The 17,430-nt window shown below is 68.9% G+C and carries 13 protein-coding genes; 12 read left to right on the top strand and 1 reads right to left on the bottom strand.

Annotation, left to right across the window (positions count from 1 at the left end; all coding sequences use genetic code 11):
• Nucleotides 1–4 precede the first annotated feature (4 nt).
• From SCNRRL3882_RS26045 to SCNRRL3882_RS26005, 9 genes are all read left to right on the top strand, one after another.
• Nucleotides 5–1,921, top strand: coding sequence for an acetyl/propionyl/methylcrotonyl-CoA carboxylase subunit alpha (locus SCNRRL3882_RS26045; RefSeq protein WP_010046983.1), 1,917 nt, complete (start codon nucleotides 5–7; stop codon nucleotides 1,919–1,921).
• Nucleotides 1,918–2,868, top strand: coding sequence for a hydroxymethylglutaryl-CoA lyase (locus SCNRRL3882_RS26040; protein ID WP_029181666.1), 951 nt, complete (start codon nucleotides 1,918–1,920; stop codon nucleotides 2,866–2,868). Before SCNRRL3882_RS26045 ends, SCNRRL3882_RS26040 begins: the two co-directional genes overlap by 4 nt.
• 5 nt (nucleotides 2,869–2,873) lie before the next feature.
• The gene (locus tag SCNRRL3882_RS26035; protein ID WP_010046986.1) at nucleotides 2,874–4,034 is read left to right on the top strand and encodes an acyl-CoA dehydrogenase family protein; all 1,161 of its coding nucleotides are present in this window, start codon (nucleotides 2,874–2,876) and stop codon (nucleotides 4,032–4,034) included.
• A 198-nt stretch (nucleotides 4,035–4,232) separates the two neighbouring features.
• Entirely contained in the window at nucleotides 4,233–5,276 is a 1,044-nt protein-coding gene (locus tag SCNRRL3882_RS26030) for an ABC transporter substrate-binding protein (protein WP_010046988.1), read from the top strand.
• Nucleotides 5,277–5,397: 121 nt separating this feature from the next.
• Nucleotides 5,398–6,252, top strand: coding sequence for a siderophore-interacting protein (locus tag SCNRRL3882_RS26025; protein ID WP_010046991.1), 855 nt, complete (start codon nucleotides 5,398–5,400; stop codon nucleotides 6,250–6,252).
• Nucleotides 6,253–6,422: 170 nt separating this feature from the next.
• Nucleotides 6,423–7,865 carry a lysine decarboxylase DesA gene (gene desA / locus SCNRRL3882_RS26020; RefSeq protein WP_010046993.1) on the top strand — a complete coding sequence of 481 codons (1,443 nt, stop codon included), beginning with the start codon at nucleotides 6,423–6,425 and terminating at the stop codon, nucleotides 7,863–7,865.
• Complete coding sequence (locus tag SCNRRL3882_RS26015) at nucleotides 7,849–9,126, top strand: lysine N(6)-hydroxylase/L-ornithine N(5)-oxygenase family protein (RefSeq protein ID WP_029181667.1); 1,278 nt, start codon at nucleotides 7,849–7,851, stop codon at nucleotides 9,124–9,126. Before desA ends, SCNRRL3882_RS26015 begins: the two co-directional genes overlap by 17 nt.
• Nucleotides 9,123–9,671, top strand: a complete 549-nt coding sequence (locus SCNRRL3882_RS26010; RefSeq protein ID WP_010046995.1) for a GNAT family N-acetyltransferase — start codon at nucleotides 9,123–9,125, stop codon at nucleotides 9,669–9,671. The genes SCNRRL3882_RS26015 and SCNRRL3882_RS26010 overlap by 4 nt, the downstream gene beginning before the upstream one ends.
• Nucleotides 9,668–11,437 (top strand): IucA/IucC family protein, encoded by a 1,770-nt coding sequence (locus SCNRRL3882_RS26005; protein ID WP_010046996.1) that lies wholly within the window; start codon nucleotides 9,668–9,670, stop codon nucleotides 11,435–11,437. The genes SCNRRL3882_RS26010 and SCNRRL3882_RS26005 overlap by 4 nt, the downstream gene beginning before the upstream one ends.
• Nucleotides 11,438–11,556: 119 nt before the next feature.
• On the opposite strand, the gene SCNRRL3882_RS26000 is transcribed toward SCNRRL3882_RS26005, so the two are convergent.
• On the bottom strand, nucleotides 11,557–12,738 hold the full coding sequence (locus SCNRRL3882_RS26000) for an ROK family transcriptional regulator (protein ID WP_010046997.1): 1,182 nt from the start codon (nucleotides 12,736–12,738) through the stop codon (nucleotides 11,557–11,559).
• 426 nt (nucleotides 12,739–13,164) lie between these two features.
• On the opposite strand from SCNRRL3882_RS26000, the gene SCNRRL3882_RS25995 reads away from it, so the two are divergent.
• The 3 genes from SCNRRL3882_RS25995 to SCNRRL3882_RS25985 all read left to right on the top strand — a co-directional run bounded on the left by SCNRRL3882_RS25995 (nucleotide 13,165) and on the right by SCNRRL3882_RS25985 (nucleotide 17,385).
• Nucleotides 13,165–14,442: an NAD(P)/FAD-dependent oxidoreductase gene (locus SCNRRL3882_RS25995; RefSeq protein ID WP_010046999.1), complete on the top strand. Its 1,278-nt coding sequence runs from the start codon at nucleotides 13,165–13,167 to the stop codon at nucleotides 14,440–14,442.
• A 490-nt stretch (nucleotides 14,443–14,932) separates the two neighbouring features.
• Nucleotides 14,933–16,282 (top strand): aspartate aminotransferase family protein, encoded by a 1,350-nt coding sequence (locus tag SCNRRL3882_RS25990; RefSeq protein ID WP_102514865.1) that lies wholly within the window; start codon nucleotides 14,933–14,935, stop codon nucleotides 16,280–16,282.
• A gap of 104 nt (nucleotides 16,283–16,386) precedes the next feature.
• Nucleotides 16,387–17,385: a phosphotransferase gene (locus SCNRRL3882_RS25985; protein ID WP_231911174.1), complete on the top strand. Its 999-nt coding sequence runs from the start codon at nucleotides 16,387–16,389 to the stop codon at nucleotides 17,383–17,385.
• Nucleotides 17,386–17,430: the final 45 nt, after the last annotated feature.

The following is a 17,430-nucleotide window of genomic DNA, read 5'->3' as shown; positions in this document are numbered from 1 at the left end:
GACGATGTTCGAGACAGTGCTGGTTGCCAACCGTGGCGAGATCGCCGTGCGGGTCATCCGTACGCTGCGGTCGATGGGCGTGCGCTCGGTGGCCGTCTTCTCCGACGCGGACGCCGACGCCCGGCACGTCCGCGAGGCGGACACGGCGGTCCGGATCGGACCGGCCCCGGCATCGATGAGCTATCTGTCGGTGGAGCGCCTGCTGGAGGCGGCGGCGCGCACCGGCGCCCAGGCCGTCCACCCCGGCTACGGCTTCCTCGCCGAGAACGCCGCCTTCGCGCGCGCCTGCGCCGAGGCCGGCCTGGTCTTCATCGGCCCTCCGGCGGACGCGATCGCGTTGATGGGCGACAAGATCCGCGCCAAGGAGACGGTCCGGGAAGCCGGCGTACCGGTCGTCCCCGGCGGACGCGACCCGGACCTGGCCGAGGCGGCCCGCGAGCTGGGCGCGCCCGTGCTGCTGAAGCCGAGTGCGGGCGGCGGCGGCAAGGGCATGCGCCTGGTGCGGGACCTGACCCGGCTGGAGGAGGAGATCGCCGCGGCCCGCCGCGAGGCCGGCGCCTCCTTCGGCGACGACACGCTCCTGGTCGAGCGCTGGATCGACCGCCCCCGCCACATCGAGATCCAGGTCCTGGCCGACGGCCACGGCCGTGTCGTCCATCTGGGCGAGCGCGAGTGCTCCCTCCAGCGCCGCCACCAGAAGATCATCGAGGAGGCGCCGAGCGTGCTCCTCGACGAGGAGACGCGCTCCGCGATGGGCGAGGCGGCGGTCCAGGCGGCCCGCTCCTGCGGCTACCGGGGCGCGGGCACGGTGGAGTTCATCGTCCCGGGCAACGACCCGTCGTCGTACTACTTCATGGAGATGAACACCCGCCTCCAGGTGGAGCACCCGGTCACGGAGCTGATCACCGGTCTGGACCTGGTCGAGTGGCAGCTGCGGGTGGCGGCCGGGGAGCCCCTGGCCTTCGCCCAGGAGGACGTACGCCTGACCGGCCACGCCGTCGAAGCCCGCATCTGCGCCGAGGACCCGGCCCGCGGCTTCCTCCCCTCCGGCGGCACGGTCCTGAGGCTCCGTGAACCGCAGGGCGACGGCATCCGCACCGACTCGGGCCTCACGGAGGGCACGGAGGTCGGCAGCCTCTACGACCCGATGCTCTCGAAGGTCATCGCGTACGGCCCCGACCGCGCGACCGCCCTGCGCAAGCTCCGTTCGGCCCTGGCGGAGACGGTCACGCTCGGTGTGCAGACCAACGCCGGCTTCCTGCGCCGGCTGCTCGCCCACCCGGCGGTGGCCGCCGGTGACCTGGACACGGGCCTGGTCGAGCGGGAGGTCGAGGGGCTGGTCTCCACGGCCGTACCGGAAGAGGTCTACGAGGCGGCGGCGGCCGTACGCCTGGAGGCGCTGACGCCCGAGCCCGGCGGCTGGACGGACCCCTTCTCGGTCCCCAGCGGCTGGCGGCTCGGCGGGACACGGAAACCGCCCGCCTTCCACCTCAGGGTCCAGGACTCGCTGGAGTACACCCCGCGCGGCACCGCCACGGTCACCGGCGACCGGGTCTCCGTCACGCTGGACGGCGTCCGCCACACCTTCCACCGAGCCGCCGACTGGCTCGGCCGCGACGGCGACGCCTGGCATGTACGCGACCACGACCCGGTGGCCGCCTCCCTGAGCCGCGCGGCCCACGCGGGCGCCGACTCGCTGACCGCGCCCATGCCGGGCACGGTGACGGTGGTGAAGGTCGCCGTCGGCGACGAGGTGGCCGCGGGCCAGAGCCTGCTGGTGGTGGAGGCGATGAAGATGGAGCACGTCGTCTCCGCCCCGCACGCCGGCAAGGTCACCGAACTGGACGTGGCCCCGGGCTCGACGGTCGCCATGGACCAGGTGCTGGCGGTCATCGCACCCCACGAGGAGGCGGAGGAATGACAGTCGACGGTCTCCCGATGGTGGTTCCGACCGGGGACCTCCCCACCCGCGTCCGCATCCACGAGGTGGGCGCGCGCGACGGCCTGCAGAACGAGAAGGCGACGGTCCCCACCGAGGTCAAGGCGGAGTTCGTCCGCCGCCTGGCGGAAGCGGGCCTGACGACGATCGAGGCGACGAGCTTCGTCCACCCCCGGTGGGTCCCCCAACTGGCGGACGCGGAACAGCTGTACCCCATGGTCAGCGACCTCCCGGTGGCACTGCCGGTGCTCGTCCCGAACGAACGCGGCCTGGACCGGGCCCTGGCCCTGGGGGCCCGGCGGGTGGCTGTCTTCGCCAGCGCCACGGAGTCCTTCGCCAAGGCCAACCTCAACCGCACGGTGGACGAGGCACTGGCGATGTTCGAGCCGGTGGTGAGCCGGGCGAAGGCCGAGGACGTCCATGTCCGCGGCTACCTCTCCATGTGCTTCGGCGACCCCTGGGAGGGCGCGGTCCCGGTCCCCCAGGTGGTCCGGGTCTGCAAGTCCCTCCTGGACATGGGCTGCGACGAGCTGAGCCTGGGCGACACGATCGGTGTGGCGACACCCGGTCATGTCGTCTCCCTGCTGCGGTCGCTGGACGAGGCCGGCGTCCCCCCGGCCGCCCTCGGCGTCCACTTCCACGACACGTACGGCCAGGCCCTCGCCAACACGCTCGCGGCCCTCCAGCAGGGCGTCACGACGGTCGACGCCTCCGCGGGAGGCCTGGGCGGCTGCCCGTACGCGAAGTCGGCGACCGGCAACCTGGCCACCGAAGACCTCGTGTGGATGCTGCGGGGCCTCGGCATCGACACCGGGATCGACCTCGGCCGCCTCGTCGCCACGAGCGTGTGGATGGCCACCCGTCTGGGCCGACCCAGCCCGTCCCGCACCGTCCGAGCCCTGTCCCACGAGGACACCGAGGAGCAGTGATCACCATGGACTACCGACTCTCCCCCGAGTTGGAGGAACTCCGCCGCACGGTAGAGGAGTTCGCGCACGAGGTCGTGGCGCCGAAGATCGGCGACTTCTACGAGCGGCACGAGTTCCCGTACGAGATCGTCCGGGAGATGGGCCGCATGGGCCTGTTCGGGCTGCCGTTCCCCGAGGAGTACGGCGGCATGGGCGGCGACTACCTCGCCCTGGGCGTGGCCCTGGAGGAACTGGCGAGGGTCGACTCCTCGGTGGCCATCACCCTCGAAGCCGGCGTCTCGCTCGGCGCGATGCCGGTGTTCCGCTACGGCACGGAGGCCCAGAAGCGGGAATGGCTCCCCCGCCTCTGCTCCGGCGAGCTCCTGGGCGCGTTCGGCCTGACGGAACCGGACGGCGGCAGCGACGCGGGCGCGACCCGCACGACGGCCCGCCTGGACGAGTCGGCGAACGAGTGGGTGATCAACGGCACGAAGTGCTTCATCACCAACTCGGGCACGGACATCACGGGCCTGGTGACGGTCACGGCGGTCACGGGCCGCGCCCCGGACGGCAAACCGCTCATCTCCTCGATCATCGTCCCCTCCGGCACACCCGGCTTCACGATCGCCGCCCCGTACTCGAAGGTCGGCTGGAACGCCTCGGACACCCGCGAGTTGTCCTTCTCGGACGTCCGGGTCCCGGCGGCGAACCTCCTGGGCGAACAGGGCCGCGGCTACGCCCAGTTCCTCCGCATCCTCGACGAAGGCCGCATCGCCATCGCGGCGCTGGCAACCGGCCTGGCACAGGGCTGCGTGGACGAATCCGTCAAGTACGCCAGGGAACGCCACGCCTTCGGCAAGCCGATCGCCGCCAACCAGGCGATCCAGTTCAAGATCGCCGACATGGAGATGAAGGCCCACACGGCCCGCCTCGCCTGGCGCGACGCGGCAGCCCGCCTGGTGGCCGGCGCCCCCTTCAAGAAGGAAGCGGCCCTGGCCAAGCTCTACTCCTCCACGGTGGCGGTCGACAACGCCCGCGAGGCCACCCAGATCCACGGCGGCTACGGCTTCATGAACGAGTACCCGGTCGCCCGCATGTGGCGCGACTCCAAGATCCTTGAAATCGGCGAGGGCACGAGCGAGGTCCAGCGGATGCTGATCGCACGGGAGTTGGGGCTGGTCAGCTGAACGACCGGCTGGGGCTTGCTCGCGGGCGCGGTGATCCGGATCACCGCGCCCGTTCGCATTCCCTCGCCTTCCCCCGGGCACAGGTACCAGGGCCCCCCTGGACACAGCATGAGGTTAGGCTAACCTAAGCTTAATTCCAGCCAACTGGCTGTCAGCCGTGCCCGCAGTGGCTCCGTACGTACGAAAGCAGACCCAGCGATGTCGAACGCCAGAACCGCCCGCTTCTCCCGCCGCGGCATCCTCGCCGCCGGCGGCGCCCTCGGACTCGGCGCGCTCGTGACCGCGTGCGGCAGCGAGGACTCGACGGACGGCGGCTCGGACTCGAAGGCGTCCGCCAAGTCCGGCCCGTGGTCCTTCAAGGACGACCGCGGCAAGAACGTGCAGCTCGACAAGGTCCCCGCGAACATCGTCGCCTTCACCGGCGTCGCCGCCGCCCTGTACGACTACGGCGTCTCGGTCAAGGGCGTCTTCGGGCCCACCAAGACGCAGGACGGCAAGCCCGACGTCCAGGCCGGCGACATGGACATCAGCAAGGTGACCATCCTCGGCAACAGCTGGGACCAGTTCAACGTCGAGAAGTACGCCGCCCTCGCCCCCGACGTGCTGATCAGCACCATGTTCGACTCCGTCGGCACCCTCTGGTACGTCCCCGAGGCCTCCAAGGACAAGATCGCCAAGCTCGCCCCGAGCGTCGGCATATCCGTCTACGACCGTCAGCTCACCGCCCCGCTCCAGCGCATGTGGGAGCTGGCCGAGTCCCTCGGCGGCGACATGAAGGCCGCGAAGGTCACCGACGCCAAGGAGCGGTTCGAGGAGGCCTCCGAGCGGCTGCGCAAGGCCGCCAAGGCACACCCCGACATCAAGGTGATGGCCGGTTCCGCGAGCCAGGAGCTGTTCTACGTCTCCGGCACCAACCTCTCCGTCGACCTGGAGTACTTCAAGGCCCTCGGCGTGAACTTCGTCGAACCGCCGGAGAAGGCCAAGGCCAAGGGCGGCGGCTGGTTCGAGAGCCTCAGCTGGGAGAACGTCGACAAGTACGCGGCCGACGTCATCATGATGGACGACCGGTCCTCGGCGATCCAGCCGGCGAACATCACCGAGGCGACGTGGAAGAAGCTGCCCGCGGTGAAGGCGGGGCAGGTCATCTCGCGTTCTGCCGAGCCGATCCTGTCGTACGACAAGTGCGTGCCGTTGGTGGAGAACCTGGCGAAGGCCATCGAGTCCGCGAAGAAGGTTGCCTAGCGAGCCTGCGAGTGGGGCGTTGAGTTTCGTCGGCGCGTGCGGGTCCGTTGTGGCCTGTCGCGCAGTTCCCCGCGCCCCTGGGCAAGTCGCCCAGCCCCCTGACCATGACTCAGGAGCTTCTATGACCACCGCCGTAGCCGCCCCGTTCCGTTTCTTCTCGCTCCAGGTCGTGCGGACGAGGCGGCTCGGTCCGTCCCTGGTCCGTGTCACCTTCGGCGGGCCCGATCTGCACGCCTTCCACTCCGACGGGCGTGACCAGTCGCTGTCGCTGTTCCTGCCCCACCCCGGACAGCCCGAGCCGGTCGTGCCGCTCGAGCTCGGGGACGGCTGGTGGCAGGGTTGGCGTGAACTGCCGGACGACGTACGGGCCGTGATGCGGTCGTACACCCTGCGGGCGCTGCGCCGCGGCCCGGACGAGATCGACATCGACTTCGCCCTGCACGGCATCGAGCCGGGCGCCTCGGTCCAGGCCGGCCCCGCCTCCCGCTGGGCCGCCCGGGCCGCCGTCGGCGACCGGGTGCTGCTGCTCGGCCCGGCCGTCGCCGACAACCGGGCGATCCGCTTCCGGCCGCCCGAGGACACCGACCTCGTGGTCGTCTGGGGCGACGAGACCGCCGTCCCCGCCGCCTCGGCCATCGTCGAGTCGCTGCCGGCCGGCACCCGTGCCCGGGTCTGGCTGGAGGTGCCGCACGCCGGGGACATCCAGGACCTGGCGACCGAGGCCGACGCCGAGATCACCTGGCTCGTGAGAGAAGAGAAGGGTGCCCAGGGCTCCGCCATGGTCCTCGACACCCTGCGAGAGGCCCGACTACCGCCGGCCCAGCGGCCGTACGTCTGGATCGCGGGGGAGTCCGGCTGCGTGAAGCAACTGCGCCGGCACTTCGTGCGCGAGCGCGGCATCGACCGCCGCCGGGTCACGTTCGTCGGCTACTGGCGCCGCGGCGTGAGCGAGGAGCAGTTGAGGGCCGAGGAATAGCCTCAGCCCTCCACCCCCTTTCCCCAACCCATGTGACACGAGTGACCACAGTCACGGCAGGGCCCGATCTTCAGCCAAACAACTTAGGTTAGGCTTGCCTAAGTTGATTGAATCGGCGGTTCCAGCCCGCCCTGTCCCGCACCGGACTGTCCCCACCGGAGGACCCCTACATGCGCTCGCACCTGCTCAACGACACCACCGCGGAGCAGTACCGCCGCTCCGTGACCGACGGAGTCGAGCGGGTGGCCGCCAAAATCGCCACCACCGAACGGCCGTTCACCGGGGTCACCGTCGACGCCCTGGCTCCCGCCATCGACGCGATCGACCTCGACAAGCCGCTGCACGACACCGCCGCGGTGCTCGACGAACTGGAGGACGTCTACCTCCGGGACGCGGTCTACTTCCACCACCCCCGCTACCTGGCCCACCTCAACTGCCCGGTCGTCATCCCGGCCGTGCTCGGCGAGGCCGTCCTGTCCGCCGTCAACTCCTCCCTCGACACCTGGGACCAGTCGGCCGGCGGCACCCTGATCGAGCGCAAACTGATCGACTGGACGACCGAGCGCATCGGCCTCGGCCCCGCCGCCGACGGCGTGTTCACCTCCGGCGGCACGCAGTCCAACCTCCAGGCGTTGCTGCTCGCGCGTGAGGAGGCCAAGACCGACACGCTGGCGAAACTGCGCATCTTCGCCTCCGAGGTCAGCCACTTCAGCGTGCAGAAGTCGGCCAAACTACTGGGCCTGGGCCAGGACGCCGTGGTCTCCGTACCCGTCGACCACGACAAGCGCCTGCAGACCGTCGCCCTCGCCCGCGAGCTGGAGCGCTGCAAGCAGGACGGCCTCGTCCCCATGGCCGTCGTCGCCACCGCCGGCACCACCGACTTCGGCTCGATCGATCCGCTGCCCGAGATCGCCGAGCTCTGCGAGCAGTTCGGCACCTGGATGCACGTCGACGCCGCCTACGGCTGCGGCCTGCTCGCCTCCCTGAAGCACCGGGACCGGCTGAACGGCATCGAGCGCGCCGACTCCGTCACCGTGGACTACCACAAGTCCTTCTTCCAGCCGGTGAGTTCGTCCGCGGTGCTGGTCCGCGACGCGGCCACCCTCCGGCACGCCACCTACCACGCCGAGTACCTGAACCCGCGCCGCATGGTGCAGGAACGTATCCCCAACCAGGTGGACAAGTCCCTGCAGACCACCCGCCGCTTCGACGCCCTCAAGCTGTGGATGACCCTGAGGACCATGGGCGCCGACGGCATCGGGCAGCTCTTCGACGAGGTGTGCGAGCTGGCCCGGGAGGGCTGGAAGCTGCTCGCGGCCGACCCGCGCTTCGACGTCGTCGTGGAGCCGAGCCTGTCCACCCTGGTCTTCCGCTACATCCCGGCGTCCGTCACCGACCCCGCCGAGATCGACCGCGCCAACCTCTACGCCCGCAAGGCCCTGTTCGCCTCGGGCGACGCCATCGTCGCGGGCACCAAGGTCGGCGCCCGCCACTATCTGAAGTTCACCCTGCTCAACCCCGAGACGCAGGCGTCCGACATCGCCGCCGTCCTCGATCTGATCGCCGGCCACGCCGAGCAGTACCTGGGAGAGTCCCTTGACCGCGCGTCCTGAAAACCCGAACAGAATCCATGACTTCGTGGGCATCGGGCTCGGCCCCTTCAACCTCGGCCTGGCCTGCCTCACCGAACCGATCGACGAACTCGACGGCGTCTTCCTGGAGTCGAAGCCCGACTTCGAGTGGCACGCGGGGATGTTCCTCGACGGCGCCCACCTCCAGACCCCGTTCATGTCGGACCTGGTCACCCTCGCCGACCCGACGTCCCCGTACTCCTTCCTGAACTACCTGAAGGAGAAGGGCCGGCTCTACTCGTTCTACATCCGCGAGAACTTCTACCCGCTGCGCGTCGAGTACGACGACTACTGCCGCTGGGCAGCGAACCAGCTGAGCAGCATCCGCTTCGGCACGACGGTGACGGAAGTCCGCCACGAGGACGACGTCTACGTCGTGCGGACCGAGACCGGAGAGGCCTTCCGCGCCCGTCACCTCGTCCTCGGCACGGGCACCCCGCCCCACATCCCCGCGGCCTGCCAGAACCTGGGCGGCGACTTCATCCACAACTCCCGCTACCTGAGCCACAAGGCGGAGCTGCAGAAGAAGGACTCGATCACGCTCGTCGGCTCCGGCCAGTCGGCCGCCGAGATCTACTACGACCTGCTCAGCGAGATCGACGTCCACGGCTACCGGCTGAACTGGGTCACCCGCTCCCCGCGCTTCTTCCCGCTGGAGTACACCAAGCTCACGCTGGAGATGACGTCGCCGGAGTACGTCGACTACTTCCGCGAACTGCCCGAGGCCACCCGCTACCGCCTCACGGCCGAGCAGAAGGGCCTGTTCAAGGGCATCGACGGCGACCTGATCAACGAGATCTTCGACCTGCTCTACCAGAAGAACCTCGGCGGTCCCGTGCCCACGCGGCTGCTCACCAACTCCTCGCTGACCAGCGCGACGTACGAGAACGGCACGTACACGCTCGGCTTCCGCCAGGAGGAGCAGGAGAGGGACTTCGAGCTGACCTCCGAGGGCCTGGTCCTGGCCACGGGCTACCGGTACGCCGAGCCGGAGTTCCTGAAGCCCGTCCGCGACCGCCTGGTCTACGACTCCAGGGGCAACTTCGACGTCGCCCGCAACTACGCCATCGACGTCACCGGCCGGGGGATCTTCCTCCAGAACGCCGGCGTCCACACCCACAGCATCACCAGCCCCGACCTGGGCATGGGCCCGTACCGGAACGCGTACATCATCCGCGAGCTGCTCGGCACCGAGTACTACCCCGTCGAGAAGACGATCGCGTTCCAGGAGTTCTCCGTATGAGCACCACCGGCATCGGCACGTTCACCCTGCGCCCCGTCGACCCCCTGAAGGACGCCGAGCTGCTGCACTCCTGGGTCACCCACCCCAAGGCGGCCTACTGGATGATGCAGGACGCCCGGCTCCAGGACGTCGAGCGCGAGTACATGCGGATCGCGGCGCACGAGCACCACCACGCCCACCTCGGTCTGCACGAGGGCCGGCCGGCGTTCCTGATGGAGAGGTACGACCCCCGCTACGTCGAGTTGACCGGGCTGTACGACCCGGAGCCCGGGGACGTCGGCATGCACTTCCTGGTCGCGCCGACCGACCGGCCGATCCACGGCTTCACCCGGGCCGTCATCACCGCCGTGATGGACGAGCTGTTCGCCGACCCGCGCACCCGGCGGGTCGTCGTGGAACCCGACGTGAACAACAAGGCCGTGCACGCGCTGAACGAGGCCGTGGGCTTCGTGCCCGAGCGCGAGATCGACAAGCCGGAGAAGCGCGCGCTGCTGAGTTTCTGCACGCGCGAACAGTTCCTGGCCGCCCGAGGAGTAGCCGTATGACCCTGTCCGACGCCGTAGCGCACCTGTCCCCCCACCGCTGGGCGCGGGCCAACCGCCTCCTGATCCGCAAGGCCCTCGCCGAGTTCGCGCACGAGCGCCTGATCACCCCCGAGCAGGACGGGGACGGTTACGTCGTCCGCAGCGACGACGGCCAGACCCGGTACACCTTCACGGCCACGCTCCGCGCCCTCGACCACTGGCAGGTCGACGCCGAGTCGATCACCCGCCACCGGAACGGCGCCGAACTCCCGCTCGCCGCCCTGGACTTCTTCATCGAGATGCAGAAGTCCCTGGGCCTGAGCGACGACATCCTGCCCGTCTACCTGGAGGAGATCTCCTCCACCCTCTCGGGCACCTGCTACAAACTCACCAAGCCGCGGATCACGGCCGCCGAGCTCGCGCGCGGCGACTTCCAGACCATCGAGACCGGCATGACCGAGGGCCACCCCTGCTTCGTGGCCAACAACGGCCGGCTCGGCTTCGGCATCCACGAGTACCTGTCGTACGCGCCGGAGACGGCGAGCCCGGTCCGGCTCGTCTGGCTCGCGGCACACCGCTCGCGCGCCGCGTTCACGGCCGGTGTGGGAGTCGAGTACGAGTCTTTCCTGCGCGAGGAACTGGGCGCGGAGACCGTCGAGCGCTTCCACGGCGTCCTGCGCGACCAGGACCTGGACCCGGCGGACTACCTCCTCATCCCCGTCCACCCCTGGCAGTGGTGGAACAAGCTCACCGTCACCTTCGCCGCCGAGGTCGCAAGGAAGCACCTGGTGTGCCTGGGCGAGGGCGACGACGAGTACCTGGCCCAGCAGTCGATCCGGACCTTCTTCAACCGGTCCAGCCCCGAGAAGCACTACGTGAAGACGGCCCTGTCCGTCATCAACATGGGCTTCATGCGCGGGCTGTCGGCCGCCTACATGGAGGCCACGCCCGCGATCAACGACTGGCTGGCCCAGCTCATCGACAACGACGCGGTCCTGAAGTCGACCGGCCTGTCGATCATCCGGGAGCGTGCCGCCGTCGGTTACCGGCACCTGGAGTACGAGCAGGCGACGGACCGCTACTCGCCGTACCGCAAGATGCTCGCCGCGCTGTGGCGGGAGAGCCCGGTGCCGTCCCTGAAGGACGGCGAGTCCCTGGCCACGATGGCGTCCCTGGTCCATGTCGACCACGAGGGGGCGTCGGTCGCGGGCGCGCTGATCGAGCAGTCGGGCCTCGCCCCGAAGGAGTGGCTGCGCCGCTACCTCCGCGCGTACTTCACGCCCCTCCTGCACAGCTTCTACGCCTACGACCTGGTCTTCATGCCGCACGGCGAGAACGTCATCCTCGTGCTGAAGGACGGGGTCGTGCAGCGCGCGATCTACAAGGACATCGCCGAGGAGATCGCCGTCATGGACCCGGACGCGGTACTGCCGCCGGCGGTGGAGCGGCTGCGCGTGGAGGTCCCGGAGGACAAGAAACTCCTGTCGATCTTCACGGACGTCTTCGACTGCTTCTTCCGCTTCCTCGCGGCGAACCTCGCCTCCGAGGGCATCCTGGAGGAGGACGACTTCTGGCGCACGGTCGCGGAGGTCACCCGCGCCTACCAGGACTCGATGCCCGAACTCGCCGACAGGTTCAAGCAGTACGACATGTTCGCCCCCGAGTTCGCGCTGTCCTGCCTCAACCGCCTCCAGCTCCGCAACAACGAGCAGATGGTCGACCTGTCGGACCCGTCCGGCGCCCTCCAGCTGGTCGGCAACCTGAAGAACCCGATCGCCGGGTTCTGACCCACGGGCAGACGGGCACCCCCGGTGTACGGTCCACCGGGGGTGCGCGTCTTTCCGGGCCGCGGGAACCGCGCACTCCAACGGCGGTGTGGAACCCGGGTCGTCGCGTGCCGAGCGACTCAGAAGGCCGGTGCTGCCTGCCCGGCGGCCTGACTCCGGCGCCGCGCACTGAGCACGGCGTCTCGCAGCCGTTCCTGAGCGATCGTCAAGCACGCGTAGACCGCTCCTTGTGCCGTCGACAGGCCGATCTGATGCGGACCCGTCCTGATCTCCGGCACCGCGGGAAGGTTCTGGTCGAGCCGCTCGCGCACCTGGGGAAGGACGACGTCGACGAGCGGACGCAGCCGGCCCACGAAGTAGACCGACTCCGGGTCGAGCGTCACCGCGACGACGCTGACAGCGGTCACGATCGCGGTGGTGAACGCCTGCAGCACTTCGGCGTGCGGCGCCTCGTTGGGCGGCGCTTCGGTGTGCGGCTGCAGCCAGAGATCCTCGATGCGCTCCAGGTCGAGTCCCCGCTTGCGAGCGAACCGGAGGAGACCCCGGGTGCTCAGCAGCTCGTCGAGGTTCTCGTCGCCGGCTCCCGAGGAGAGCACGCCGATGTCGCCGAAGGTGGGGGTACTTCCCCGGGCGAGCTCGTGATCCGTGCAGCTGGCGAAGTTCAGTATGGTGCTGACGCTGAAGAGCGCGGCGTTCCTGATCGTTGCGTCGTCGGTGAGGATTCCGAGCAGGGACGCATTGGCATCGCTGTCGAGGAGCACGGGGGCCTCGACCAGGTTCTCGACGGCTCGGTGGAGGCCGGAGCCCGCGAAGATTTTCATCGACTCCGCGGGGCCGAAGATCTCCGTGCCGTTGCGGACCCGGCCGGGCACCGCGGCGACGATCTGCCGCAGAGGACCCTGCGCAGACCGGGCGGCCCTCTCGATGAGGTCGACCAGCCATCTCGCGGCGTCCTCGACCTCCTGGTGATCGGCGGTGGGAACCGTCACGTGCTGGATCTCCCGCCCCCTCAGATCGGTCACCAGAACACCGGTGGTCTGGGCACCGAAGCTGACTCCGGCGACGTGACCGGTCGTGCCGGGCAGGTCCAGATAGGTGGAGCGGCGGCCGCGGCCGGTGATCTCGTCGACCCCGCCGTCGACGACGAAGCCGTCGGCACGGAGCTCCTCCACCGCTCTGGACACCGTGGCCTTGCTCAGGCCCGTCAGCTCGATCAGCTGGTTCCGCGTCAAGGGCGCGTGGGAGAGGACCACGTCGAGGACTGATGCCTTGTTGTAGTCGCGAGAGGTCGGGTTGGTCACGTGATGACCATAGCGAGCGCGGTACGCCGATCGGTCTGGGACCGGTCTGGGCGGTACGTCCAAGGGTTTCGACGCGGTGAGAACCGGGTGTTCCGACGGATCCGTCCCTCCCGCCCGGCCGCGCTCGTAGGGGTCCGTGTCGGCGTGTTCTGCCTTGCCGGACGGTTCTCGACTCATCTGTCATGCACTCCGCAGGGTTCGTGAAGCACTCCAGGAGCGCATCGTCGCGTTGCGGCGAAGCCTGGAAGCCGGGGTCGACCACCCACTGACTGTCTGCTGTAAGCGGGGCGACTTGACCGTGTGCGGCGAGCATACCATTTTAGTTTCAGGCTGGAACTGATACTGATAAGGTTCGAGCCCGGCATCGAGCACTCCCGCGCACCTGACCCAGGGCGGCGGACGGCACTGGCAGGAGAGAGCAGCGACATGAAGTTCACCCCTTATTGGCTCGACACCGCTCCCCAGGGTCCGGACCGGTCCCGGACCGAGATCGGTGGGAGTGTCGAGGTGGCGATCATCGGAGCCGGCCTGACCGGCCTCTCGGCGGCACTTCACCTGGCCCGCAAGGGAGCCTCCGTGCACGTCTTCGAGAAGGACACGGTCGGCTTCGGCGCGTCGGGCCGCAACGGCGGCATGGCCACCACGGGCTTGTCGATCGGCTTCCGCGACGCGATCTCCCGCTACGGCTTCGACACCGCCAAGCGGTATCTGATGACCTACCACGACGCGGTCGACACCCTCGAGAAGCTCGTCACGGACGAGAACATCGACTGCGACTTCGCCCGCACGGGCAAGCTGAACCTGGCGTCCAAGCCCGCCCACTTCGAGGGCCTGCGCAAGACCCACGAGATCATGTCCGGCCGGCTCGGGCTCGAGACCCGTCTGATCCCCAGGAGCGAGATCCACTCCGAGATCGGCTCCGACAGCTACCACGGCGCGCTGGTCGAGGCCAGGAGCGCCGGGCTGCACGCCGGCAAGTTCACCAGGGGGCTCGCCGAGGCCGCCGCGCGTCTTGGTGTCACCATCCACGAGAAGGCACCGGTCGAGAAGGTCGAGCGGCTGGGCGGCACGAAGCACGAGCTGGTCACCGCGCGCGGAACCGTCCGCGCCGGCCAGGTGCTCGTGGCGACCAGCGGCTACACCAGCCGGCCGTTCCGCTGGCACCAGGTGAGGATCGCGCCCGTCGGCAGCTTCATCATCGTGACCGAACCGCTGGGCAAGGACGTCTGCGACCAGCTGCTGCCGAACCGCCGGATGGCGTCGAACAGCATGAACCTGCTGAACTACTTCCGGATCACTCCGGACCACCGGCTGCTGTTCGGTGGCCGCGCCCGGTTCGCCATGTCCAACCCGCAGTCGGACGAGAAGAGCGGACGCATCCTGCACAAGACGATGACCGAGGTCTTCCCGCAGCTCACCCACGCCCGCGTGGACTACTGCTGGGGCGGCCTGGTCGACATGAGCATGGACCGCATGGTGCACGCCGGCGAACAGGACGGACTGTTCTACTCACTCGGCTACTCCGGTCACGGCGTGCAGATGGCCACCCACATGGGCAAGCAGATGGCCGAGTACATGAGCGGGAGCCCGGACGCCAACCCCTGGAACGACCTGCCCTTCAAGCGGATCCCGGGACACTTCGGTCCGCCCTGGTTCCTGCCCTTCGCCGGCGCCTTCTACAAGTTCAAGGACATCGTCAAGTAGGAGTCGCGGCAGGGCGCACGCGGGGAACACCGCGGAGTCCCCTTGCTGACGGATTTGATGCGCCCGAGGGCCGCGAGGGCATCACGGGCGTCCGCGCCGGCAAGCCGACGGAGAGCATCGAAGCAGGAGGCGCGCGGCTGCACCAAGGCCCGGAGGCTCGACAGCCCCGCAGCCCAACAGCCTTGCTCGGCGAGTCAAGCAGTCCGGGTCGGCTCTGCTCCCCGCCCAGCCCGGCGGGGGCATCGGTCCAAGTAGTGGCGTCGCCAGGCGCCCTCCCTCCCCTTCCCACCGCAGCGGGCCGGCGGTCACCCTCGGACGATCCCCCCCCCGGGGGGTGGTGAAACGCCCCTCACGGGCATGCGGAGCGGGCTGCCGGCGACCTCGAAGATCCCGCGAAAAAAGTTTTTAGTTTCAGGTTGGAACTGGAATGAATGATGGTATGGTTTCGGCCAACGCAGCGAGCAACCCCGGACAGACTGAAGGTGTGCCGATGACTTCGACGCTGAGTCGGGCAATCGCCCACTACCCCAACCGGTTCGACCCCGGGGTACTGAGCGAGCTCCCCGAACACCTCCGAGAGACCATCCAGCGCCGGAACAAGGTGCTGGGCCCTGGCTACACACTCATCTACAAGGAGCCGGTCGAGTTCGTCTCCGGTCACGGCGCCCACCTGATCGACCGTGACGGCAACGACTACCTGGACGCGTACAACAACGTCCCGTGCGTCGGGCACGCCCACCCCCACGTGGCCGAGGCCGTCGCCCGCCAGATGGCGATGGTCAACACCAACACGCGCTACGTCCAGGAAGCCCTGGTCGACTACGCGGAGCGGCTTCTTTCGACGTTCCCCGAGGAGCTGTCCAAGCTGAGCATCGCGTGCAGCGGATCGGAGGCGAACGACCTGGCGGTACGGGTGGCGCGATTCCACACCGGCGGCGAGGGCATCATCGTCACCCGCTGGGCCTACCACGGCATCACCCGGGAGGTGGCGAGCTTCTCACCGACCCTCGGCGCGGGCTCGCCGCTGGGCCCGAACGTCCGGCTCATCGACGCTCCTGACCCGCGCCTCGTCGCGCCGGGATCGACGCTCGCCGAGCACATGCGGCAGCAGGTGCGCGGCGCGATCGACGACCTCGAGCGCCACGGCTACCGGCTCGCGGCCCTGATCACCGACTGCGCCCACAGCAGCGACGGCATCTTCACCGACCCCCCTGGCTACATGCAGGCCGTGGTGGAGGAGGTGCACGCGGCCGGCGGTGTCTACATCGCGGACGAGGTCCAGTCGGGATTCGCCCGGCTCGGGGAGTCGATGTGGGGCTTCAGCCGCCACGGGGTGCTGCCGGACATCGTGACCATGGGCAAGCCGATGGGCAACGGCCTGCCGATCTCGGGTGTGGTCTTCCGCCCCGAGGTCTGCGAGGAGTTCGGACGCAACGTCCGCTACTTCAACACCTTCGGAGGCAGCTCGATCCCCGTGGCCGCCGGCGCCGCGGTGCTGGACGTCTTCGAGAAGGAGAACGTGCAGCAGCGCGTCCTGGAGAACGGCAACGCTCTGCGCGCGGGGCTGCGGGAGATCACCAAGGATTCCCCGTACGTCGCCGAAGTCCGCGGCTCCGGTCTCTACGTCGGCGTGGAGATCGTCAAGGACCGCCAGACCCTCGAGCCAGACCGCGCACTTGCCGAAGACGTCATCAACGACATGCGTGACCGCCGCACCCTGATCAGCGGCACGGGCACGTCGGCGAACACGCTGAAGATCCGCCCTCCGCTGGCCTTCGACTCCGCCGATGTGACGCGATTCCTTGAGACCTTCGCCGAGGTCGCGAAAAACCGCCTGTAACGAGCCGGCCCAAGGAACTGACCATGAACACCTCACCAGCTGCGAACTTTGCTCAGCGGCTCCTCGAGGAGAGCGGCCTGACGTCGTCCCACGAGCCCATCGACGTGCTGCTGGTGAGCAATCTCCTTGAGGAGCGCTACCGCCTCACCGGGCGCTTGGGGCGACTGGCGACCGAGAAGGACGACACGTTCAGGCTCAGTACCGACTCGGGCAACTACCTCGTGAAGGTCTCACCACCTGACGAGGCGGAGGCGGTCGTCGCCCTCCAGACCGCAGCGATGCGCTACCTCGAAACCACCGCTGCGCACCTGCCCGTCCAGCGGGTGAAGCTGACCGCCGACGCGGACGACCATGTCACGATCAGGCTGAACGACGGCAGGACCCGCATCCTGCGCGTGTTCCACTTCGTCGAAGGCCAGGTCCTGGCAGATGCGAACCCGGACGCGGAGCGGCTCTCCCAGGCGGGCGAGATGCTGGGGCTGATCGACGTGGCGCTCAGGCCGTTCACGCACCCGGCGGACCGACGAGGTCTGGCATGGGACATCCGCCATTTCCACCAGATGACCGAACTGGTCGAGCACACGCCCAGCCCCGGGCACCGACAGTTGGCCCAATCGGTCTTCCGGCTCTTCGGCGAAAACGTCGTCCCGAGGCTGAATGATCTCGAAACCCAAGTGATCCACGGTGACTTCAGCCCTTACAACATCGTGGTCGATCCACGGAGCGATCACTTCGTCACCGGCGTCATCGACTTCGGCGACACGGTGCGCAGTGCGGCGATCTTCGACCCCGCCGTTCCCATGGCGAACCTGCTCGGCCGGACGCCGGACCATCCCTGGCGGGACGCCTGCGCCTTCGCCGCCGGCTACCAACTGAAGCGGCCGATCCAGGCCTCGGAACTCCCGCTGCTCCCGATCGCCGCGTTGGCACGGCTCACACTGCGTGCGCTGATCACGAACTGGCGCGCGGAGCGCGCACCCGAACGGCGCGAGTACCTCCTAGGTCACGCCAAGGACGACTGGATCAATGTCGAGCGTTCCTTGACCGTGAGCCTGGACGACGTCGTCGCGCACCTCAGGGAAGCCCGTCACGGGCATTCCTGATGACCAGTCCCGAACAAGTGCAGTTATCTTCAGAAACGACAGGAG

This window comes from Streptomyces chartreusis NRRL 3882 (genome assembly GCF_900236475.1).
Classification (GTDB): Bacteria; Actinomycetota; Actinomycetes; order Streptomycetales; family Streptomycetaceae; genus Streptomyces; species Streptomyces chartreusis_D.
The sequence above is the reverse complement of the archived record's forward strand: the minus strand, read 5'-3'. Positions and strand labels throughout refer to the sequence as shown.

What these genes read in the sequence shown, in the direction of transcription:
- SCNRRL3882_RS26035 (WP_010046986.1), top strand. Translation starts at nt 2,874, where the DNA reads ATGGACTACCGACTCTCCCCCGAGTTGGAGGAACTCCGCCGCACGGTA.
- desA (WP_010046993.1), top strand. Translation starts at nt 6,423, where the DNA reads ATGCGCTCGCACCTGCTCAACGACACCACCGCGGAGCAGTACCGCCGC.
- SCNRRL3882_RS25990 (WP_102514865.1), top strand. Translation starts at nt 14,933, where the DNA reads ATGACTTCGACGCTGAGTCGGGCAATCGCCCACTACCCCAACCGGTTC.
- SCNRRL3882_RS26040 (WP_029181666.1), top strand. Translation starts at nt 1,918, where the DNA reads ATGACAGTCGACGGTCTCCCGATGGTGGTTCCGACCGGGGACCTCCCC.
- SCNRRL3882_RS26030 (WP_010046988.1), top strand. Translation starts at nt 4,233, where the DNA reads ATGTCGAACGCCAGAACCGCCCGCTTCTCCCGCCGCGGCATCCTCGCC.
- SCNRRL3882_RS26025 (WP_010046991.1), top strand. Translation starts at nt 5,398, where the DNA reads ATGACCACCGCCGTAGCCGCCCCGTTCCGTTTCTTCTCGCTCCAGGTC.
- SCNRRL3882_RS26005 (WP_010046996.1), top strand. Translation starts at nt 9,668, where the DNA reads ATGACCCTGTCCGACGCCGTAGCGCACCTGTCCCCCCACCGCTGGGCG.
- SCNRRL3882_RS26045 (WP_010046983.1), top strand. Translation starts at nt 5, where the DNA reads ATGTTCGAGACAGTGCTGGTTGCCAACCGTGGCGAGATCGCCGTGCGG.
- SCNRRL3882_RS26010 (WP_010046995.1), top strand. Translation starts at nt 9,123, where the DNA reads ATGAGCACCACCGGCATCGGCACGTTCACCCTGCGCCCCGTCGACCCC.
- SCNRRL3882_RS25995 (WP_010046999.1), top strand. Translation starts at nt 13,165, where the DNA reads ATGAAGTTCACCCCTTATTGGCTCGACACCGCTCCCCAGGGTCCGGAC.